This window comes from Xenorhabdus koppenhoeferi, from assembly GCF_900116635.1.
Taxonomy (GTDB): Bacteria; Pseudomonadota; Gammaproteobacteria; order Enterobacterales; family Enterobacteriaceae; genus Xenorhabdus; species Xenorhabdus koppenhoeferi.
Window position 1 is genome coordinate 23,067 of sequence record NZ_FPBJ01000019.1, and the last position, 22,185, is coordinate 45,251.

Consider the following 22,185-nt stretch of genomic DNA (forward strand, 5'->3'; position numbering starts at 1 on the left):
TACCAAAGGGAACTTCATATTACTGGATCTGATATTGGTAACGCCGTTGTATATTTTATTTTCTCCATTGCAAAATTGGAGGTGACATCAATCAAACCAGAAATCCCATTTACCATGCGTTTGTAGAATCGATCATAACTTTTCATATCAACAACTTCTACATGCATGAGGTAATCATATTCACCAGCCATGCGATAAAATGTTAATACTTCTGGCATCTCTTTAATAAAGGTAACAAACTGCCCATACCATTCACTGCTGTGTTGCTGAGTTTTGATCATCACTATCACTGTCAGACCAAGACCGAGTTTTTCACCATTGAGCAATGCCACTTTTCCAACAATATATCCCTCATCTTCAAGTCGCTTAAGACGTTTCCAGCAAGGTGTAGATGTCAAATTAACAGCTTCAGACAACGCATTCAGGGATAAACTACAATTCTTTTGGAGTAGTTCCAGTAGCTTACGGTCTATTTTGTCTAGCATATCTCAATCCTATAGAAATATTTCCCAAATATAACGGATAAAAACAGAAAAATAACAACCTATTTCTCTAAATGTAAGGGTAATCTATATACCACTACGGTATTATTATTCAGGATCAATTTATGTCGTCTTCATGGGCTAAAAATGCCATAAGAGCTATCCAAGCTGATTATCAGCGCAGTGCTGATACACATCTTATTCGTCTCAATCTTCCCATGTTTCCAAATATTCATCTCTATCTCAAAGATGAAAGCACTCATCCTACAGGTAGCCTGAAACATCGGCTTGCGCGTTCCCTATTCCTTTATGCGCTCACTAATGGCTGGATTAAGGAAGGAACTCCAATTATTGAAGCTTCATCCGGCAGTACCGCTGTTTCGGAAGCTTATTTTGCCCGTTTGCTTGGCTTACCTTTTATTGCAGTAATGCCTTCCTGTACGGCTAAACGTAAGGTTCAGGAGATTAAATTCCATGGCGGTAAATGTCATTTTGTAGAACATTCGGCTCTGATTTACCAAGAATCAGAACGTCTGGCAAAAGAACTGAATGGACACTACATGGATCAATTTACCTATGCCGAACGAGCAACCGACTGGCGAGGAAACAACAATATTGCAGAAAGTATTTTTCGCCATATGAAACTAGAGCCATTTCCTGAACCAACTTATATTGTTATGAGTGCAGGGACTGGAGGTACATCGGCAACATTTGGCCGCTATATCCGTTATCAGGGATATGACACCAAACTGGTTGTTGTTGATCCTGAAAACTCCGTTTTCTACGACTGCTATCGTCAGAATTGCCGTGAAATTCGCGGAGATGCTGGCAGCAAAATCGAAGGTATTGGTCGTCCACGTGTAGAACCCTCCTTTATCCCTACTGTTATCGATAATATGATCCAAGTTCCTGATCCTGCCTCTATCGCTACTATTTATTGGCTTGAAAAATTAATTGGCAGAAAAACGGGTGCATCAACAGGAACTAACGTCTGGGGCTCTTTGCAACTCGCCAAACAAATGTGCGATAACAACCAACAAGGTGCTATCGTGACGTTAATTTGTGATAGCGGGGAACGCTATCTTGATACTTATTACAATCCGGAATGGGTTCGCAATAATATCGGTGATGTCACTCAGTATCTAACACAACTACCCAAGCTAAACAGTTATGAGTAACATACCTCCTTCAATTTACAGAGGCAGGTATCATGAAACGAGCCGTTGTTGTATTCAGTGGTGGGCAGGATTCCACCACTTGTTTAATTCAGGCACTCCGTCAATATGACGAAGTTCACTGTGTTACTTTTGATTATGGACAGCGTCATCGCACTGAAATTGATGTTGCTTGTCGTATCAGCAAAGAATTAGGAGCCGCTGCCCACAAAGTACTTGATGTTACTGTGTTAAATGAGCTTGCAATCAGCAGCCTGACAAGAGACAACATTCCTGTGCCAGATTTCAATGCAAGTGAAAAAAGTGGCCTCCCAAATACTTTTGTGCCCGGTCGTAACATTCTGTTTTTAACTCTGGCCGCTATTTATGCTTACCAGATTGAGGCTGAAGCAGTGATTACTGGTGTTTGTGAAACTGATTTTTCGGGCTATCCAGATTGTCGTGACGAATTTGTCAAAGCGCTAAATAACGCTGTCAGCCTTGGTATCGCTCGTGATATCCGTTTTGAAACTCCCTTAATGTGGTTAAACAAAGCGGAAACTTGGGCACTGGCCGATTATTATCAAAAACTAGATTTTGTCCGTAACCAAACTCTCACTTGTTATAACGGTATTCAAGGTGATGGATGCGGTGAATGCGCTGCCTGCCATCTTCGAACCAAAGGATTAACTAACTATTTAACCAATATCCAATCCATAATGGCGGATATGAAATCTAAAACACATTTAAGTTAATCACATCGCTTTATTTAATTCATATCTGTTTGTGAGAGGTTCAACAGACCTCTCACTTTATTGTATTAGGTCTGATTGTATTAGGTCTGATTACCCGTCATCTTTCAAGTTGCAGCTTTGTTGGTTTAGCTTATCCCAGCCACCGTTTTTATACACATGCAGTTATTTATGCTCCTATATTCCCCCAGGATCTGCTTCCTTACTGTCACGCTACAATTCGCAACTCATTGGTTATAGGCTTCCATTTTTTTCCGTAGTTCACCTTCCAATATCAGAGATTTTTGGGTTTTTAAATCAATACAGGCAAATGTAGTTAAAGCATCAGCAATAATTTGATTATCTCTCCTGCGTATAATTTCCTGAAAGAATGTGCCACTTTTATTGCGTAATTCCTGTAAAGAAGATTTGACTTCCAATTCATCGGCTATCACTGCCGGATGGCGATAATTAATATTGATATTCACCACGACAAAACCAATATTATTACTGTTTAACCATTCCATAGAGTCACCTTCTGTGAGTAAATCCCAGCGTGCTGCCTCCATAAACTCTAAATACCGAGCGTTATTCACATGCTGGAAAAGATCGATATGGTAACCCCTAACTTTGATAATCGTGCTCATTGCTATTTTTTCCTTACACTCATCCGACCAGACTGACATTAACAATATCAAAACAATTTAATTACAATAGTGTTTAATCAATTATTTTTGATCGGTATCACAGCCCTCTTGGTAGAAGCATAACCGTGTCTCAAGAGGGCTTAATACTTAGTAAGTTAACTTACTCCGATTTTTTTCTATAAAGATAGGTCCAATACCTTGAACTTCCTGTAGTTGTTCTATTGCCGTAAAAGGGCCATATTTCTCACGATATTCAATAATTGCCTGTGCTTTTTTAACTCCAATGCCATTAAGTTCTTTCGCTAATTCTTCTGCATTTGCAATATTAATATTAAGTGATCCTTCCCCTGGTATTTGCTGAGCGGTGACTTGCTCCTTTCCTTCTTTTGAAGCACTGTCTTCAATAATAGCTTTATGTTGACTACCAGGCTGTTTTACCGTTTTATCAGCAGGCTCATTTGACGTGATCGCATACGATAATGGCATATTGATACACAAAGCCATGATGACTGAGTTGAATAATATCCTTAAATACTTCATGTAAATTTCTCCATGTATTGTTGACGGAAGAGAGATTGCCATAACGATATTTTTGGACAACAGGCAAGATTCAAATATGCGAAAGGCCACGAAAGTGGCCTTTTCAAATTGCTATTTTGCAAAAATAGTTGCGGGTAACGTCGCAATTTTACTCGGTTTGACCGAACTTAATATCAGCTTCATCACGTAAATTAATTATCAATGATTCCAGCATAATATTACCAGTCTGATACTGATAGCCTTCCAGATATTCTTTAATCTGCTCTTCGTTGATAGAGCCAGGAGCAACTTTATCCAACTGGATAAATACTGAGTTCCCAAGCTCATCTTGAGCTAAACCATATTCAACTTTACCTTCTTTAGGACGAGGCAGAGTAAATGCAACATCAGTCACCTGGTTAGTTTGTGAGAAGCGTTTTATTACTGTAGGCTGACCAAACTGGATATTAGCGGTTTTCAGCGCCTGCTCGCCTTTACCTTCTTTTAGAGCTGCCAGCAGCTTTTCACTTTCAATCTGAAGCTGTTTTTCTGCTTTCTGACGTTTCAACAATTCAGTTACTTCAGATTTAGCTTGTTCGAACGGTTGAACAGTTTCAGGTTTGACATCATCAACACGAACAATAAAGGCTCTGTCACCTTCAACAGAAATGACATCAGAGTTAGTTCCCGTTGCTCCTTTATCATCAATCAAATTACCGGAAAAAATAGCCTGAACAACTTGAGTGAAATTAATGTCGGCGGGAATTTGATCGCGGTCAAACCAGTCAGTAGTCACAGCTGCATGACCAGCTGCTTTTTCTGCTGCTGCCAAGGATTCGTTATCATTAGCTGCTGCGTCGCTCACTTTCCGTTGCAATGCATAGAACGCATCAACTGCTTTTTCCTGCTTAACAATTTTCTCTATTTCTGAATGCACATCAGCTAATGATTTGATTACCTGAGGCTTGATATCATCTAAACGGAAGATGGCGTACCCATTGGATAATTTGACAATATCAGAAAGTTGCCCTTTTTTTGTCAAATTAGCTGATTTAAGCTCATTAGGCAGAGAACTCTCTTCCATCCAACCGAGATCTCCTCCCTTTTGGGCAGAAAATTTATCAGTCGATTTTTCGGTTGCCAATTGACTGAAATCAGCCCCTTTATTTAACTCATCCAAAACAGATTTAGCGACTGAATCTGAAGACAGCTGAATAAAGCTATACTTCTTCTGCTCAGATGTCGTATATTTTGACAAATTATCTTTATAATATTTTTCGATATTGGCTTCAGATACAGTGATATTTTTGAGTTCATCTGTAGCATCCATCTTGATATAGCTGATTTTAACTTTTTCTGGCACGGTGAAATGCTTGCTATTCTCACCATAGTAGTTTTTCAACTCATCTTCGGTAACTTTTTGCTGTGCTTCAATTGATTTCAATTCAAGAGTCGCAAGACGTACCGTTCTTTCTTGAAGAGCAAGCATGACTTCTTGTTTGATTTCTGTCGGTAAGGCAATTTCCGACCCCATCAATACTTGCATCAATTGACGATTGATAATCTTGTTACGAACCTGCTCTGCAAAGTTATCAGGGCTTATGTTTGAACGGGCAAGTAAGTTCAAATAATCCTGATATTTATTGCTATCAAATTTACTGTCGGTCTGGAGAAAAGGTAAGTTACGTATCTCCTGTGCAACCTGATCATCACTTGCAGACAAGCCCAACTTGTAGGCATACTGTTCAATCAGTGTAGAATTGATAAGACGATCCAATGACTGACGACGAATCTGACGCACTTGTTGTTCATTGCTTAACAGCGTTGAGAATTGATCTCCCAGCTTCTCCTGCAACATACTTTTTTCTTGCAGAAATACCTGTTCCAGTTGAGCACGATTAATGGTTTGACCATTCACTTTGGCAGCGTAACTACCACTTTCGCTTGACAGGTAGCCCGTTACACCTGTCAACACAAAAGTCAGGATAATTAGAGCCAACACAATTTTAAGCACAGGACCGTTTGCCGCCGTGCGTAGGTTGTCCATCATAAAGACGTAAAACTCCGCTTTAGTAAAAAAGAAACTGTCATATTACGCTAATTCAAACGATAAGAGAAAAAAAGCGCACCAATCAATTGATGCGCTTATATTCTAACCCATCAACCCTGCCTGGTCAGTTGAAGTTTACTGCGATTGGCAAAAATGAGAGGCCTGTTTTCTATTCTTAGGCATTAACAGCGTCTTTAAGGCCCTTTCCTGCACGGAAAGCAGGTACCTTTGCTGCCGCAATTTTGATTTCTTTGCCTGTCTGGGGGTTGCGTCCTGTACGTGCAGCACGCTCACGCACAATAAATGAACCAAACCCTACCAAAGCGACATCATCACCGTCTTTTAATGCATCAGATACTGAAGAAATGAATGCATCTATTACACGTCCAGCGGCTGCCTTGGAAATGTTCACATCAGCAGCAATTTTGTCGATCAGTTGTGACTTATTCACTCTTATCGTCCCCATTTAGTTTTACTATTGTAACAAAATCCGATTAATAACAGATAACATAACAGTCACGCTGTCATATCAATCCCTTCCAGTATTAGCAAGAAATCATGGAACAGCAAAATATTTAATCGGATAATTAGACTAAACTAACTTAATGATACAAAAAAAGCTGGCAAGTCTGAATTTACTCGCCAACCTAAATTTTATACACAATTCTTGAATTAGCTCACTATTTTTGTACTATTTTAGTGATACTACTTCTGTTCCAAATGCCGGTTCCTGCAAAGCAATAGACAAAACATCCTCTATGCGCTTAACAGGATGGATCTCTAAGTCTTTGATCACATTCTGAGGGATCTCTTCCAGATCTCGTTTATTCTCGTAGGGAATCACAACCGTTTTAATTCCCCCTCGATGTGCTGCCAGCAGTTTCTCTTTCAAGCCACCAATTGGTAAAACTAAACCCCGCAAGGTAATTTCCCCCGTCATAGCAACATCAGCGTTAACTGGATTACCAGTCAGGCAAGAAACCAGTGCTGTGCACATTGCAATACCTGCACTCGGCCCATCTTTTGGGGTAGCCCCTTCTGGTACGTGAACGTGAATATCACGTTTTTCATGGAAATCAGAACTGATACCCAATTTATTTGCACGAGCCCGAACGACCGTTAATGCAGCTTGGATGGATTCCTGCATCACTTCACCCAATGAACCGGTATAAGTCAATTTACCTTTACCCGGTACACTGGCTGTTTCAATGGTCAGCAGATCACCGCCCACCTCTGTCCATGCAAGGCCTGTTACCTGACCAACAAGGTTTTCTGTATCAGCGCGACCATAATCCACACGCTGCACACCCAGATAGTCTTTCAGATTATCCGCATTGATTTCAATGTGCTTAATCTTTTTATCCATCAGTAATGCTTTAACAGCTTTACGACACAATTTGGAGATTTCACGCTCCAGACTGCGAACGCCCGCCTCACGAGTGTAATAACGAATTATGCCAATAATCGCACCATCATCAATGGACAGTTCACCTTTCTTCAACGCATTGCGTTCGATCTGTTTTGGCACTAAGTGGCGTTTGGCAATATTCAGTTTTTCATCTTCGGTATAACCTGACAAACGAATAACTTCCATACGATCCAGCAACGGCGCTGGAATATTCATGGAGTTAGATGTTGCCACAAACATCACATCAGACAGATCGTAATCTACTTCAAGGTAGTGATCGTTAAATGCCACATTCTGTTCAGGATCAAGGACTTCTAATAAAGCTGAGGCTGGATCACCCCGCATATCGGATGACATTTTATCAATCTCATCCAACAGAAACAGTGGGTTTTTAACCCCAATCTTGGACATTTTCTGAATCAATTTACCTGGCATAGAGCCAATATAGGTACGGCGATGCCCACGGATTTCAGCTTCATCATGCACGCCTCCCAATGCCATACGCACATATTTTCGTCCTGTCGCACATGCAATGGAGCGACCCAACGAGGTTTTACCCACACCCGGAGGTCCTACCAGACAGAGTATTGGCCCTTTAAGCTTGCTAACACGGCTTTGTACTGCGAGATATTCAAGAATACGCTCTTTAACACGCTCCAGACCATAATGATCTATATCCAGCACTTCTTGAGCTTTAACTAAATCTTTCTTAACTTTGCTACGTGTAACCCAAGGAACTTGTACCATCCAGTCAATATAACTACGAACGACGGTCGCTTCTGCTGACATCGGAGACATCATTTTTAATTTCTGCAACTCAGCTTCTGCTTTTTCGCGAGCCTCTTTCGGCATTTTCGCATCTTCGATCTTGCGTTTAAGCGTTTCATATTCATCAGGCGCATCATCCATCTCGCCCAATTCTTTCTGAATCGCTTTCATCTGTTCATTCAGGTAGTACTCGCGCTGGCTTTTTTCCATCTGTTTTTTAACGCGATTACGGATACGTTTTTCTATCTGTAACAGATCGATTTCTGACTCCATCATAGCTATCAGATATTCAATGCGTTCAACAACATCAGACATTTCTAAAACTGCCTGCTTATCATTGATTTTCAAAGGCATATGAGCGGCAATAGTATCTGCCAATTTTGCCAAATCATCAATACTATGCAACGATGTCAATACTTCCGGCGGGATCTTTTTATTCAGTTTGACGTAACCTTCAAACTGATTAATAGCAGTTCTTACCAGAACTTCTTGTTCACGTTCATCCAATTCAGGAGATTCAAGGCATTCAACCTGCGCATAAAAATACTCACCATTATCCGTTAATGTGGTAATACGAGCACGGTGCAAACCTTCAACCAGAACTTTTACTGTACCATCTGGCAATTTTAACATCTGTAAAACAGAAGCCACTGTACCTACGGAGAAAAGATCATTGACTCCTGGTTCATCAGTGGATGCTTCTTTTTGCGCGACCAACATGACTTGTTTGTCATGATCCATTGCTGCTTCTAGGCAATGAATTGACTTCTCACGCCCAACAAACAGAGGGATCACCATATGTGGGTAAACCACTACATCACGCAAAGGCAATACAGGGATTTCTATGCGTTCGGAACGCTCAGGATTCATAGAGCTCTCTCTTCGTTTATACCTTTCATCTTTCAAGTTGCCTCTCTGTTGGCTGCGCTCATTCACTCCAGTCACATAGTCGCTATATAGTATCTATGCTGCTGTGAATCGATTAACTTGCCGTCGCGATGTAACTCGAAATTTATCGGGTACAGCTTTCGCCAGTTTTTAGGAATCTCGTGAAACACGGTTTTCACGAGTTTCACTTCAAAGAATATAAAATATATGGGGACAAGAATCTGACATTCAATAGCCTATAACGGCAAAAAACAAAATGAGGGAGAATCCCTCATTTATTTTTTCAATGGATATTGATAATCGGTATTTCCTACCCTATTTTCTTCACTCACCAGAAACTTGGGCATCCGGCTTGCTATATATTAATAATGGCGCGGATTTCTCTTCAACAACCATTTCATCAACGACAACTTTTTCTATGTGTTCCATTGATGGCAGGTCATACATTGTATCTAGCAAAACACCTTCAACAATTGAACGAAGACCACGGGCACCTGTTTTACGTGCCATTGCTTTTTTCGCAATAGCAGTAAGTGCTTCCTTTCTGAACTCCAGTTCAACACCCTCAAGATTAAATAGGGCCTGGTACTGTTTAGTCAGTGCATTCTTCGGTTCCTGAAGGATCTGAATCAATGCTTCTTCATTAAGCTCAGTCAGCGTTGCCACAACAGGTAGACGGCCAATGAATTCAGGAATTAACCCAAATTTGATCAAGTCTTCTGGTTCAACCTGAGCCAGTAATTCACCCTCTGTTGCTTTCTCCGATTCGCCTTTAACTGTAGCACTAAAACCAATGCCTGAACTGACATTCAAGCGCTGGCTGACAACTTTGTCCAAACCGGCAAACGCACCACCACAGATAAATAAGATTTTGGATGTATCAACCTGCAAGAATTCCTGCTGTGGATGCTTACGACCACCTTGAGGTGGAACCGCTGCCACAGTACCTTCAATCAGTTTCAACAGTGCCTGCTGAACCCCTTCACCTGATACGTCACGGGTAATTGAAGGGTTATCAGACTTACGAGAAATCTTATCTATTTCATCAATATATACGATACCACGTTGTGCTTTCTGTACATCGTAGTCACATTTTTGCAGAAGTTTCTGGATAATATTTTCGACATCTTCCCCAACATAACCCGCTTCTGTCAATGTTGTGGCATCAGCCATAGTAAACGGAACATCTAAATAGCGGGCAAGGGTCTCAGCCAACAAAGTCTTACCGCTACCCGTCGGGCCAATCAGCAAAATATTACTCTTGCCTAATTCCACGCCATTACTGGTGTCACCATTACGCAATCTCTTGTAATGGTTATAGACGGCCACTGCCAATACCTTTTTCGCCGGTTCCTGACCAATGACATAATCATCCAGATGTTGACGAATTTCATGAGGGGTAGGCAATATACTGCGCCCACGATGTGGTACTAACTCTTTAATTTCTTCGCGAATGATATCATTACATAAATCGACACATTCATCGCAGATATACACTGACGGGCCAGCTATTAATTTCCGCACTTCATGTTGGCTTTTCCCGCAGAAAGAGCAATACAGCAGCTTTCCTGAACCGTCTTTGCGCTTATCTGTCATCAGTCAACCTCACTTTATGAGCTGTTATCCCAGTTTATCTGGCATAACAGAAAAAACGCTGTTTTATTACTCCGCTTAGTCTGACACTAAGACAAAAAGCACTCAGAAAAAACCAGCATCGGAGTAATAAAATAATTGTCAATAAATTAGTTTCGATGGGTGAATATACTATCAACCAACCCGTATTCTACGGCCTCCGACGCTGATAAGAAACGATCACGTTCAGTGTCCTGTGCAATCTTATCAAGTGGTTGGCCAGTATGTTTTGCCATCAACTCGTTCATACGAGCTTTAACCTTGAGTATTTCCTGCGCATGGATTTCAATGTCCGTCGCCTGCCCTTGGAAACCACCTAATGGCTGATGAATCATAACTCTGGAATTTGGTAGACAGAAACGCTTTCCTTTTGTTCCAGCTGTCAGCAGGAACGCACCCATCGAACAGGCTTGCCCCATACAAATAGTACTCACATCTGGTTTGATAAACTGCATTGTGTCATAAATAGACATACCAGCCGTAATAACACCACCCGGCGAGTTGATATATAGATGAATATCTTTTTCAGGGTTTTCTGCTTCCAAGAATAACATTTGGGCGGTAATCAAATTCGCCATATTATCTTCAACTTGGCCTGTCAGAAAAACAATACGATCTTTTAATAAACGGGAGTAAATATCAAATGCACGCTCCCCACGTGCTGTTTGTTCAACCACCATCGGCACCAAAGACATGTTAGGTGCATATTGATCTTGCTTGCCACTGTATGACATTTCCGTCTCCTAATAGAACTCACGCTGGTGCCATTCATAACTGATTCTACTTGAGATAAGTGATGATGACCATGATTCAAAGTTAACTCACAAGGGGTTTTCTTCCCTCTAAAAAGTAGTAAGCCCTTACATAATAGTAAGAAAGGACATGAGGTTAAATCTGTTTTTTTCAAGAAAAATAAAAAAACCCGCAGGTATTGCCTGCGGGTTTCCTTCCATTGAGAGTGAGATTTCATCATCCCAGGCAATCAATAAATGAAACTTATACCAGTTGATTTTGGTTCATAAGATCATTGAAGCCAGTTTCTTTTTCAGAAACTTTAGCTTTACTCAAAACAAGTTCAACTGCCTGCTCTTCCAGGGCAATGTTACGAACATTGTTCATCATTTCTTTGTTTTTGCTGTAGTATTCAACAACTTCTTTCGGATCTTCGTAAGCAGCAGCCATCTCTTCGATCAGTGCATTAACGCGATCTCCGTCTACTTTCAGCTCATTGCTGCTGATAACTTCACCTAACAGCAAACCAACAACAACGCGACGTTTTGCCTGCTCTTCGAACAGTTCACGCGGCAGTTCAAGAGCCTGTTTCTCATTGCCACCAAAACGCTGAGCTGCCTGACGACGCAGTACATCGATTTCACCATCAATAACTGCAGCAGGAACTTCAATTTCGTTAGCCTTAACCAGACCATCAAGAACCTGAGTTTTGATACGATTACGAACCGCATTTTTCAGTTCACGTTCCATGTTCTTACGAACTTCAGCACGCAGACCTTCAACAGTACCATCAGCAATACCAAAACGCTGGATGAATTCTTCAGTCAGTTCTGGCAGTTCACGCTGTTCAACTTTCTTCAGGTTTATCAGAAAATTAGCTTCTTTACCTTTCAGGTTTTCTGCATGGTAATCTTCTGGGAAAGTTACATCAATAGTAAACTCTTCACCTGCTTTGTGACCAACGATACCTTCTTCAAAGCCAGGGATCATACGACCCTGACCCATTGCCAGAACGAAGTCAGTTGATTTACCGCCTTCGAACTCTTCGCCATCAATAGAACCAGTAAAATCAACAGTTACACGATCTTCTGCAACGACTGCTTCATCTGTTTCTTTCCAATTTGCCTGCTGTTTACGCAGAGTGTCCAGCATAGTGTCAACGTCTGCATCTTTCACTTCAACAACAGGTTTTTCAACTTCAATTTCTTCCAGGCCTTTCAGTTCAATTTCTGGATAAACTTCAAACTCAACTGAGTAAGTAAAGTCTTCACCTTTTTTGAACTGCTCTGGTTTGTAGCTTGGTGCGCCTGCTGGATTGATTTTCTGCTCAATAATCGCATTGACGAAATTGCGTTGCATCAAATCACCCAGAACATCCTGAAGAACAGAAGCGCCGTAACGTTGCTGAACTATCTTCATTGGCACTTTGCCTTTACGGAAACCGTCAATACGGACTTTCTTTGCTACATTAACCAATTCACTGCTAACTGCTTTTTCGATATCGACAGCAGGAACGGTGATTGACACACGACGCCCAAGGCCTTGAGTGGTTTCAACAGAAACTTGCATCTTGTTACCTCAAAAAAATCATAGTGCTCGGTCAACTTCAGAATGACTGCAATACTTAAAATAAGTAGACCACAGCACTCTTTAAGAACCGGGGCGGTCGTATTTAAAAACCGAAATCCCTGTGATCAGAAGTGTCCCGAAACCATTCTAAAAATTTAGACGCAACATTATAGCGATGCAGACAGTATGAGTCGAGAATTGCAGATAAAAGCATGCATGATTCGTTGACTTATGTGATAAATGCTACTCACTAGCCACATCACTATATTGTTTATCCCCTTTGTCTTTCCAGTTGCAGTTTTGTTGGCTATGTTCACTCACCCAGTCACATAATTATCTATGCTTCCAGAGAATTAGTGCTTTTGCCGTCACTCCACATCTTGAAATCCATTGGTTATATGTCCTATGTATATAAATAAAAATACAGCCCGAAGGCTGCTATCTAAAATTAAGACCTAAATAGCTTTCATAATAGTGATACACACAAATTATGAGGTTTCCTTACTCCTCGCAACGTGAGGAGTAAGGAAGTGATCTACAATTTTTAGCTGCTATTTAGATTAATAAAATAAAGCGGAATAGGCTATTGAATTAGGTTAAAAAATCACAAAGTTGATGTCGTTGTGCTTCCACCACGACATGCAGGAGAAGCCAAAACACTATCGCCTAATTCTGCCCACTCTTTCTCTGTATAAGTATGGAGCGCTAAAGCATGTACCCCTTCTTCCAACTCTTTAGCCAAGACATTGTATACTGAGCGATGTCGGCTGATCATTCGTTGTTCAATAAAATCATTACTTATTACAATGACTTTAAAATGGCTTTCGGAACCAGCAGGTACATTATGACGATAACTTTCATTGACAACTTCCAGATGAGAAGGCTTAAATGCCGCCTGTAACTTTGTTTTTATTTCCTGACGAACCATCTCATTCTCCTTAATCACCTAAGGTTATTTATTAATCACCTAATTAATTTTAGTTTATTTCCCGTGAGTTATAACATCAGGGCAACCAAATCTCTTTAACAGCATTTGCTTAAGAACTTCTCCCTATATATCAATCATAAGGGATATACCGATATCAATGGCGATGTTATGATTACGACAGTTTATACTACCTACGATTTATACTACCTGTTTTAATATATCGGGTATTCTAATCTTGAATTGAGAACACTCAAATGCTAAAGAAAATATTTATTTCAGTGATCACACTTTTCTTTTTAGTTGGCTTATCCGGCTGCGCAGACTCAGGCAATACATTGATTATTCAACCTAAAATCACTCTGCCACAGGCAGACCCAACAATGAAGGCAATTACAATCAGTATTAGTGGGATCGATCATCGTCAATCTCAAACTCTTGCTCAAATTAATCGTGATTCGCGCTTAGTCACTCTCCTCCCTTCCCGTGATTTACGTTTTTTATTGCAAGAAGTACTGGAAAAACAAATGGTGGCTCGCGGCTATATGATTGGTTCTCCTGCGAATGCCAATTTGCAAGTCATTGTAAATCAGCTCTATGCCAATGTGAAAGAAGGGAGTCTGCGCCATGATATCTCGGCCAAAGCAGAGATATCTATCATTGTCTACGCTCAAAATGGCAACAAGCAAACTAAAAACTATCGTACCAGCTATAATGCTCAAGCACCATTAAGTGCAACAAATGCTAAAATTGCTGATGCTGTAAATACGGTTTTATCTGACGTGATCGCGGACATGGCTCAAGATACATCAATCAGTACCTTCATCAAACAAAACGTGCAATAACAGGATAATGAATAAACTTTGTGCCTGGCTCTGACTGAACCAGACAACAGGCAGAAAGTTTTTAGGAGACTCATGACTAGCCATCGTTATTTAAACCTATCTGCATTACGCAATTATCGTACCCTTCTATTATTAGGCTTTGCTTCTGGCCTACCTCTTGCGCTCACTGCTGGAACGTTACAAGCATGGATGACTGTTGAAGACGTTGATATCCGAACTATCGGGTTTTTCACATTAGTTGGTCAAGCCTATGTTTTTAAATTCCTCTGGGCACCCGCAATGGATCGATATTCGCCCTCATTATTAGGACGAAGACGAGGATGGATGCTGGTTACTCAGCTTTTATTGATCGTCAGTATCGCGGCAATGGGTTTTCTCCAACCTTCCCAACATTTATGGTGGCTCGCTGCATTAGCCGTTTCAGTTGCGTTCTTCTCCGCCTCTCAGGATATTATTTTCGATGCCTATAAAACCGACTTGCTGCCACAAGAAGAAAGAGGAACAGGTGCCGCTATTTCTGTTCTGGGATATCGGCTGGCTATGCTGGTTTCCGGTGGATTAGCGTTATTGATAGCTACCTATATTGGCTGGCAAAGTATGTACTGGGTTATGGCTGGCATGATGCTGATTGGTGTTTATGCTACTCTGACAGCCAAAGAACCAGAAGTAAATACAGTCCCCCCCAAAACGTTGCATCAAGCAGTATTAGAGCCTTTGTATGATTTTTTCAGTCGAAACAATGCCTGGCTTATCCTTCTATTGATCATACTGTATAAACTGGCAGATGCCTTTGCTATTTCACTCAGTACACCATTCCTTATTCGTGGTGTCGGTTTCACTCCTGCAGAAGTAGGCATGATCAATAAAACCCTCGGACTCGGGGCAACCATTATTGGTGCATTGTACGGTGGTTATTTGATGCATAAGCTGAGCCTATTCCGTGCTCTGATGATATTCGGTATTCTTCAAACCGTTTCAAATTTCGGTTACTGGATACTTGCGGTTACTCCTAAAGATATTTATGTCATGGGGGTAGCTATTTTTCTGGAAAACATCTGTGGTGGTATGGGGACTGCCGCTTTTGTTGCCTTACTGATGACCCTGTGCAATAAATCATTCTCGGCAACTCAGTTCGCGTTACTTTCTGCACTGTCGGCAGTTGGTCGGGTTTATGTTGGCCCAATAGCGGGTTGGTTTGCAGAAGCGTATAGCTGGCCTATGTTTTATTTGTTTTCTGTTATTGTCGGATTACCGGGGCTTATACTGTTATTTATCTGCCGTAAGACACTGACATATACCCAAGAAATTGACTCATTTATTCCCCGTACTCTGTTCAAAAAATATTATAAGTCCACTTTTATTATCATGATGCTTGCTGCCTTGATGTTTATAACCTGGTTAATTATTAGCAGCATACTGTTCATCATAATTTATTTTGTGCCTCTGATGTATGATATGTCTCCAGAATATATTCTACATCTTAATAAAATAGGTGACTGTATATCCCCGCTATTAACCTGGGGTGTACTCATTGGAGCTGTAAGCCTTTTCTTGGGCGGAATTCTGGACTATTTAGCTTTAAAGAAAAGCAAATTAGCTTAGTCTATCCTACTGATTCAACACATCTTTGATATTTATCTCCAACATAAGACTGATAAAATTCAGTCTTATGTTGATTCTTTTAGTGACAGACTTCACATGAAAAATAAAAAAACACAACTATATGTAAGTAACTTAATGGGGTCGCCAATACTAGGCCGAAATGCAGGGAATAACAGTGAATGGCTCCGCCAGAAGGTTATTTGGACATTCATGGAGCAATCAGGGATATCACCCATTATTTGGGCGGATATTACAACGACATCCGTGGGTTGTTTAGTATCACTGGTCTTGTTTCAACCCTAAATCCAGAGGTGTTTTGCTGGGTTCACCCCCAATCTCCCTTGTCAGGCGGGGAACTAAATAACCGGATACTTTTGTCAATAATTCCCGCATGATGGCTTTTGCTTCTTCATCACCTACCAGAAAATGGGCTGCACCTTGAACTTTGTCCAGGACATGGATGTAGTAAGGTAAAATCCCCGCGTTGAATAACGCATTACTTAAATCAGCTAACGTATCAGCATTATCATTGATATCACGTAGCATCACGCTTTGATTTAACAGTGTTACTCCGGCCTGTTTTAGTCGTATCATGCTTTCTCGAACGGCATCGTCAATTTCATTTGCATGGTTGATATGGGTCACCATGATGACCTGCAAATTGGACAGGGCTAAACGATTACACAGTGAAAGCGTGATTCGATCGGGGATCACAACTGGCAGGCGTGTATGGATCCTTAATCGTTTAATATGAGGAATGGATTCAATGCGACTAATTAACCAATCCAGCTCATGATCTTTTGCCATTAATGGATCACCTCCAGAGAAGATAATTTCATCAATTTCTGGATGTTGTTCAATATAATCCAATGCAAGTTGCCAGTTATTTTTATTGCCCTTGTTATCTTCATAAGGGAAATGACGGCGAAAACAATAACGGCAATTGACAGCACATCCCCCTTTGACCAATAACAAGGCCCGATTACGATATTTGTGCAACAGGCCAGGCACAACACTTTGTTGTTCTTCTAATGGATCGGTGGAAAAACCAGAGGTTGTAGCAAACTCTTCCCGGGCAGTCAGGACTTGCAATAACAGAGGATCACGGGGATCACCTTTTTTCATTCGTGTGAGAAATGTTCTTGGCACACGCAGAGGAAACAAACGCCTTGCTTCAGTACCTTCTTTTAGTATCGCATGCGTGTTCAGGGATAATAATTGTAATAACTCACTGGGATCAGTAATAACATCCGCAAGTTGTTTTAGCCAGACTTCTCTGACAGGGTGAATATGGGTTATAATATGTGCCATTTTTTGGCTAAGCCATTTTGTTAAAAATTAGAGGATCTCCATGGCTACTTATAGTACCAATGAATTCCGTTCAGGTCTTAAAATCATGTTAGATGGCGAGCCGTGCGCTATTCTTGACAGTGAATTTGTTAAACCAGGCAAAGGGCAGGCATTTGCCCGTGTTCGTATTCGTAAGCTGATTTCTGGTAAATTACTAGAAAAAACTTTTAAATCAACAGATTCTGTTGAAAGTGCAGATGTCACGGATGCCAACCTGACTTATTTGTACAACGACGGTGAGTTCTGGCATTTCATGAACAACGAAACTTTCGAGCAGCTGATCGCGGATGAGAAAGCCGTTGGTGATAATGCAAAATGGCTGATCGATCAGGCAGAATGTATTCTGACTCTGTGGAATGGTCGTCCTATTGCTGTCACTCCACCAAACTTCGTTGAACTGGAAATAGTTGATACCGATCCGGGTCTGAAAGGTGATACCGCAGGTACTGGTGGTAAACCAGCAACTCTGAGTACTGGTGCGATAGTAAAAGTACCTCTGTTCGTACAGATAGGTGAAGTTATTAAAGTTGATACCCGTTCTAACGAATACGTTTCTCGCGTAAAATAATCGAGTTTTGTTATTCTAGAAAAACCGCAGCCTCTTCGTCTAATAGCTGCGGTTTTTTATTGTGTGCTACCAGACGTTATCATTGAAGCCATTAAAAGGGATGGCTATAATTCTCTTTCATTTCTTATCGTTATCTGGGACGGCCCGGATAAACGTCATCTCATTGGGGACGGCCCCATTTGTCATCAGATAAAGGGAAAGTCATGTCTTGGTTGATCCTTCTTATTGCTGGTTTATTAGAAGTAGTTTGGGCGGTAGGCCTGAAATATACCCAAGGTTTTTCACGTTTGATACCGAGTTTGATTACGATTAGTGCGATGGTTACCAGTGTGGGTTTGTTGGCTTATGCCATGAAAAATCTACCAGTAGGCACTGCGTATGCTGTATGGACTGGTATTGGTGCGGTGGGAACAGCAATTTTCGGCATAATGGTACTGGGGGAATCAGCAAATTTTTTCAGAGTGTTTAGCCTTGCTTTGATTGTCTTGGGGATTATAGGCTTGAAGCTAGCGAGCTGATTATTGATGAATGAACCCAGCATTACGCTGGGTTCTATTTTGGTTCATTTTTTTGCATAGCGCGAAGGCCATATTTCTTCTGGCGTCCGCTCCAACGCAGTTGCAATAAGACGTTCACCTTTTGGCCAGTGACGTTGCAATGCATTGGCAAGAGTTGATGATGCTAGTCCTGCATCCCGTGATACCTCTGACAATGTTGTTCCACGTTTTTTCAGTTCAGCGATGATATCAGCGGAATGCCAGTCTTTTTTTTCCATTCTTGGGATCTCCAATTATCTATCATTTTTTCAATTAAAAAGTTAGTAATTAATCAGTAGACTATAAGTCACACATCATAGCATAACTCAGATTGAAACGTGACTCATAGTCCGTGGTCGGATAAGTAACACGAATCGATACTTATCGGATGAAAAAATCGAACAACATCAGATCCCTTTTTGGGCAAAGAATTAGACATCTCAGGAAAGCAGCAGGAATGTCACAGGAGGCTTTTGCCGATAAATGTGGATTGGATAGAACCTATGTCAGCGGCATTGAACGTGGTGTCAGAAATCCTACCTTAGAAATTATTTATGTAATCGCTAATGGATTGCAGATTGAACTAAATGAATTGTTTGATTTTGAGGCGATATCTCTTCCCGATTAAAGCCGCTCAGACATATCCAATATTCTCCTTGTCTTTCAGGCAGCAGCATTGTTAGCTACACTCACTCACCCCAGTCACATAGTTATCTATGCGACTGGGGATTTTCTTTCAAGACATAAGCGCTGCAACGCGACATCAATCGGATATATTGTAATTTTGCTTATTACAGGGTATTGGAATTCTTATTCAGTTTTTGAATATGATATTTGTTTTTGTCATATTATTGGACAATGCTGTGTGGAATTTGGTGGGCAGATAAGCTTTGATTAAATTTCAGCCGGAAATAAGATGATGTCATTGATCCCTGAGCTTGCAATTGGAGCGGTTGTTGGTTTGATTATCAGCATTACTGGTGTTGTCAGCTTGCTTGAATGATCAGTAAGTTGTTTCGCCGATATTTTTTAAGGCATTGATGATTAGAAGCCAAAATTTAGCATGATCTAATTTAACTGCCACTTGCGTATGACAGTCTTCAGGTGGAGGGTTACGGAAATCTGCAACTGTCATTCCTGTTGTTAATTTTCCCGTTAATTCGATATCAATGGGAACTTTTTGGGTAGTCATGACGGTTGGATCGATAACATAGGCCACTGCGCAGGGATCATGCACTGGAGGATAGTTGAAACCTTGATGCGCACGATATTGCTCCCCGTAAAATTTGAGTGCATCTAAAACGAATTGGGCAGAATGAGTTTTAATCTGGGTGATTGCCTCAATAATATCAGGTGTCGCTTGAGCCTGGTGAGTCAGGTCTAAACCAACCATTGTCAGTGGCCATTTCTCATTAAAAACAATGTGAGCAGCCTCTGGGTCGATCGTAATATTGAACTCTGCAACAGCACTTTGGTTACCTTTGTGATAACCACCGCCCATCAATACAACTTCTTTTACTCGCTCAACAATATAGGGTGCCTTGCGTGCCGCTATGGCGATATTTGTCAAACCAGCCGTCGGCACCAGTGTCACGGTTTTGGGTGGATTCTTCATGATTACGTCAATAATTAAATCAACCGCGTGACGAGTATCCAACCTTATTGCTGGCTCAGGCAAAATAGGGCCATCCAGACCACTTTCGCCATGAATGTCCGGCGCAGTTTTGATCTCCCGTATAAGTGGTCGGTGGCATCCTGCTGCAAAAGGAACGTTATGAATATTGGCGATACGGGCAATACAAAGAGCATTATGGGTTACTTTGTCCAAAGTTTGGTTGCCAACAACAGTTGTGACGGCCAGTAGCTCAATATTCGGATTTCCGTGTGCAAGCAATAGAGCAATGGCATCATCATGCCCGGGATCGCAATCAAGAATAATTTTCTTGGGTAGCATATTTGTTCCTTTCAGTGATTATATTTTTCATCTTTAACGTTGCTGGTTTGTTGGTCACGCTCATTTATCCCAGACAATGAGTTGTAAATATAAATTAATCATAAATATCAATTGATTACAATGAGACAGTTTGAAATACGAAGTGTATATAAGTGCAATTCTCTGTTCCTATAATAATTCATCATAGGAAAAAATTTCTCAGCAGGCTATCACAAAACGATAATGTAAAAATCATAAATTGTTAATTAAGTATTGCGCATTTGTGATTTAATTAACATATAAATAATAAATGATTTGAGCATTTTAAGTACATATGTTTCATATATGATATATGAAAAATGCGTGAATAGTTGATTAGCCAATAATTGTTAACTTGTTAATAATTTGATTTTTTATTGTTTTGTTAATACATCTGAATAACCAATATTCAACGGATGTGACAAACGTCCCTGAAAAAGCAGAATCGTCAGTTGATTGGCTAATTGTCAGGGGATAAAACAGATGCTCACGGGATATAATATGAATAATCAAATAGATTCATTGACATATTATGCGGCAACTAAGAAATATGATCTCCGCTTCCCAATACTGACAGAAGACTTGGATGTTGATGTTGTTATCATTGGTGGCGGTTTCTCTGGTATCAATACAGCGTTGGAACTGGCGGAAAAAGGCATTACCAATATCGCTATTTTGGAAGGTTGGACACTGGGATATGGGGGTACCGGCCGCAGTGGTGGTCAGGTAATGACGGGGATTGGTCATGATCTCGAGAAGATCAAGCGCTATATCGGTGAAAAAGGGTTAGAAACCGTATTTAAAATCAGTAACTTGGGTACAGGAATTATTCGTGATCGAATAGCTAAATATGATATTAAGGCTGATTTTTGCCGTGGCTATGCTTATCTTGGCTGGAACCCACGCCATGAAAAGACGTTACAAGGTTGGTTGAAAGAATTTCGCCTGGCTTCTCCCGATGAAGAAATCGAGTTTTATGCTGGTGCTGATGTTAAAAAAATTATCGGCTCAGATCGCTATACCTGTGCATTAAAACATATGGGGGGCGGGCATGTTCATTCACTTAACTTACTGTTAGGTGAAGCTAAGGCAGTGACGGAATATGGCGTCAAAATTTTCGAAAACAGTCAGGTTTTGAATGTGGAGTATGGCCCAAGGGTTACAGTGCGTACGGCAACAGGTTCGGTTCGAGCCAATAAAATGTTGTGGGCATGCGACGCATTTTTGAATGGGCTTGAACCTACTATCTACAGAAAAACGATCAATACCTACGCTTTCCAACTGATGACAGAAGAACTGTCAGACGAGCTTATCGAAAGGATCAGCCCGATCCGTGGAGCGTACAGTGATATAAGACCTATCATCGACTACTATCGGGTGACCAAAGAGAATCGCCTGTTATATGGTAGTGCGACAAAGCTTATTGAGTATATTCCCTCTAATTTAAAAGCATGGAACCGCAAAATCATGCTGAAAACTTTCCCTTATCTGAAAGAGGTAAAAATAGAACTGGCATGGGGTGGGCCAATGGCTTGCAGTGTCAATCTATTCCCACAAATTGGTTCTCTGCCTAACCATAAAAATGTGTTCTATGTACAAGGATATTCGGGTTTTGGTGTGACTCCAAGTCATATTATCTGCAAGATTCTGGCGGAAGGAATGAGCGAAGGATCTGATCGTTATTCGCTACTAAGTTCTATTCCACATCTTAATGTTATCGGGAAAGATAAATTAAGAAATGTACTTTTCTCTGCTGGCAAGATTTGGCATCAAGCTTCTGGTTATTGGACGGGTCGTCTTTAATTTT

At 40.8% G+C, this 22,185-nt stretch carries 21 protein-coding genes; 8 read left to right on the forward strand and 13 right to left on the reverse strand.

Annotated features, from left to right (window positions below; genetic code table 11):
* Window positions 1-14: 14 nt before the first annotated feature.
* Complete coding sequence (locus BM329_RS07840) at window positions 15-485, reverse strand: Lrp/AsnC family transcriptional regulator (RefSeq protein WP_092551288.1); 471 nt, start codon at window positions 483-485, stop codon at window positions 15-17.
* Between the two features lie 122 nt (window positions 486-607).
* On the opposite strand from BM329_RS07840, the gene BM329_RS07845 reads away from it, so the two are divergent.
* Both BM329_RS07845 and queC read left to right on the forward strand, forming a co-directional pair.
* Entirely contained in the window at window positions 608-1,660 is a 1,053-nt protein-coding gene (locus tag BM329_RS07845; protein WP_092551291.1) for a PLP-dependent cysteine synthase family protein, read from the forward strand.
* A 32-nt stretch (window positions 1,661-1,692) separates the two neighbouring features.
* The gene (gene queC / locus BM329_RS07850) at window positions 1,693-2,391 is read left to right on the forward strand and encodes a 7-cyano-7-deazaguanine synthase QueC (protein ID WP_092551294.1); all 699 of its coding nucleotides are present in this window, start codon (window positions 1,693-1,695) and stop codon (window positions 2,389-2,391) included.
* A gap of 224 nt (window positions 2,392-2,615) precedes the next feature.
* Here the strand turns inward: queC and BM329_RS07855 are convergent, their stop codons facing one another.
* From BM329_RS07855 to bolA, 9 genes are all read right to left on the reverse strand, one after another.
* Window positions 2,616-3,014: an acyl-CoA thioesterase gene (locus BM329_RS07855; protein WP_092551297.1), complete on the reverse strand. Its 399-nt coding sequence runs from the start codon at window positions 3,012-3,014 to the stop codon at window positions 2,616-2,618.
* Between the two features lie 147 nt (window positions 3,015-3,161).
* The gene (locus BM329_RS07860; RefSeq protein WP_092551300.1) at window positions 3,162-3,554 is read right to left on the reverse strand and encodes a ComEA family DNA-binding protein; all 393 of its coding nucleotides are present in this window, start codon (window positions 3,552-3,554) and stop codon (window positions 3,162-3,164) included.
* A gap of 148 nt (window positions 3,555-3,702) precedes the next feature.
* Complete coding sequence (gene ppiD / locus BM329_RS07865) at window positions 3,703-5,583, reverse strand: peptidylprolyl isomerase (protein ID WP_092551303.1); 1,881 nt, start codon at window positions 5,581-5,583, stop codon at window positions 3,703-3,705.
* Window positions 5,584-5,758: 175 nt separating this feature from the next.
* Complete coding sequence (hupB, locus tag BM329_RS07870; RefSeq protein ID WP_177216217.1) at window positions 5,759-6,034, reverse strand: nucleoid-associated protein HU-beta; 276 nt, start codon at window positions 6,032-6,034, stop codon at window positions 5,759-5,761.
* Between the two features lie 240 nt (window positions 6,035-6,274).
* On the reverse strand, window positions 6,275-8,629 hold the full coding sequence (gene lon, locus BM329_RS07875; protein WP_092551309.1) for an endopeptidase La: 2,355 nt from the start codon (window positions 8,627-8,629) through the stop codon (window positions 6,275-6,277).
* 342 nt (window positions 8,630-8,971) lie between these two features.
* Window positions 8,972-10,243, reverse strand: a complete 1,272-nt coding sequence (clpX, locus tag BM329_RS07880) for an ATP-dependent protease ATP-binding subunit ClpX (protein WP_092551312.1) — start codon at window positions 10,241-10,243, stop codon at window positions 8,972-8,974.
* A 146-nt stretch (window positions 10,244-10,389) separates the two neighbouring features.
* Window positions 10,390-11,013 (reverse strand): ATP-dependent Clp endopeptidase proteolytic subunit ClpP, encoded by a 624-nt coding sequence (gene clpP / locus BM329_RS07885; RefSeq protein WP_092551315.1) that lies wholly within the window; start codon window positions 11,011-11,013, stop codon window positions 10,390-10,392.
* A gap of 262 nt (window positions 11,014-11,275) precedes the next feature.
* Window positions 11,276-12,580, reverse strand: coding sequence for a trigger factor (tig, locus tag BM329_RS07890; protein WP_092551318.1), 1,305 nt, complete (start codon window positions 12,578-12,580; stop codon window positions 11,276-11,278).
* A 604-nt stretch (window positions 12,581-13,184) separates the two neighbouring features.
* Entirely contained in the window at window positions 13,185-13,508 is a 324-nt protein-coding gene (gene bolA, locus BM329_RS07900) for a transcriptional regulator BolA (protein ID WP_092551321.1), read from the reverse strand.
* Window positions 13,509-13,762: 254 nt separating this feature from the next.
* On the opposite strand from bolA, the gene BM329_RS07905 reads away from it, so the two are divergent.
* Together BM329_RS07905 and ampG are read left to right on the forward strand one after the other, a co-directional pair.
* On the forward strand, window positions 13,763-14,350 hold the full coding sequence (locus BM329_RS07905) for a lipoprotein (RefSeq protein ID WP_092551324.1): 588 nt from the start codon (window positions 13,763-13,765) through the stop codon (window positions 14,348-14,350).
* Window positions 14,351-14,422: 72 nt separating this feature from the next.
* Window positions 14,423-15,952, forward strand: coding sequence for a muropeptide MFS transporter AmpG (gene ampG, locus BM329_RS07910; RefSeq protein ID WP_092551327.1), 1,530 nt, complete (start codon window positions 14,423-14,425; stop codon window positions 15,950-15,952).
* 279 nt (window positions 15,953-16,231) lie between these two features.
* Here the strand turns inward: ampG and epmB are convergent, their stop codons facing one another.
* Entirely contained in the window at window positions 16,232-17,263 is a 1,032-nt protein-coding gene (gene epmB / locus BM329_RS07915; RefSeq protein ID WP_092551330.1) for an EF-P beta-lysylation protein EpmB, read from the reverse strand.
* Window positions 17,264-17,303: 40 nt separating this feature from the next.
* Here epmB and efp point away from each other — a divergent pair, with 40 nt between their 5' ends.
* Together efp and sugE are read left to right on the forward strand one after the other, a co-directional pair.
* Complete coding sequence (gene efp / locus BM329_RS07920) at window positions 17,304-17,870, forward strand: elongation factor P (protein WP_092551333.1); 567 nt, start codon at window positions 17,304-17,306, stop codon at window positions 17,868-17,870.
* A 203-nt stretch (window positions 17,871-18,073) separates the two neighbouring features.
* Complete coding sequence (gene sugE, locus BM329_RS07925) at window positions 18,074-18,388, forward strand: quaternary ammonium compound efflux SMR transporter SugE (protein WP_092551336.1); 315 nt, start codon at window positions 18,074-18,076, stop codon at window positions 18,386-18,388.
* Window positions 18,389-18,432: 44 nt separating this feature from the next.
* Here the strand turns inward: sugE and BM329_RS07930 are convergent, their stop codons facing one another.
* Window positions 18,433-18,645 (reverse strand): helix-turn-helix domain-containing protein, encoded by a 213-nt coding sequence (locus BM329_RS07930; RefSeq protein ID WP_092551339.1) that lies wholly within the window; start codon window positions 18,643-18,645, stop codon window positions 18,433-18,435.
* A gap of 218 nt (window positions 18,646-18,863) precedes the next feature.
* Here BM329_RS07930 and BM329_RS07935 point away from each other — a divergent pair, with 218 nt between their 5' ends.
* Window positions 18,864-19,034 carry a helix-turn-helix domain-containing protein gene (locus BM329_RS07935; RefSeq protein ID WP_092551342.1) on the forward strand — a complete coding sequence of 57 codons (171 nt, stop codon included), beginning with the start codon at window positions 18,864-18,866 and terminating at the stop codon, window positions 19,032-19,034.
* A 375-nt stretch (window positions 19,035-19,409) separates the two neighbouring features.
* Here the strand turns inward: BM329_RS07935 and uriH are convergent, their stop codons facing one another.
* Window positions 19,410-20,360: a uridine-preferring nucleoside hydrolase UriH gene (gene uriH / locus BM329_RS07940; protein WP_092551345.1), complete on the reverse strand. Its 951-nt coding sequence runs from the start codon at window positions 20,358-20,360 to the stop codon at window positions 19,410-19,412.
* 519 nt (window positions 20,361-20,879) lie between these two features.
* On the opposite strand from uriH, the gene BM329_RS07945 reads away from it, so the two are divergent.
* The gene (locus BM329_RS07945) at window positions 20,880-22,181 is read left to right on the forward strand and encodes an NAD(P)/FAD-dependent oxidoreductase (RefSeq protein WP_092551408.1); all 1,302 of its coding nucleotides are present in this window, start codon (window positions 20,880-20,882) and stop codon (window positions 22,179-22,181) included.
* Window positions 22,182-22,185: the final 4 nt, after the last annotated feature.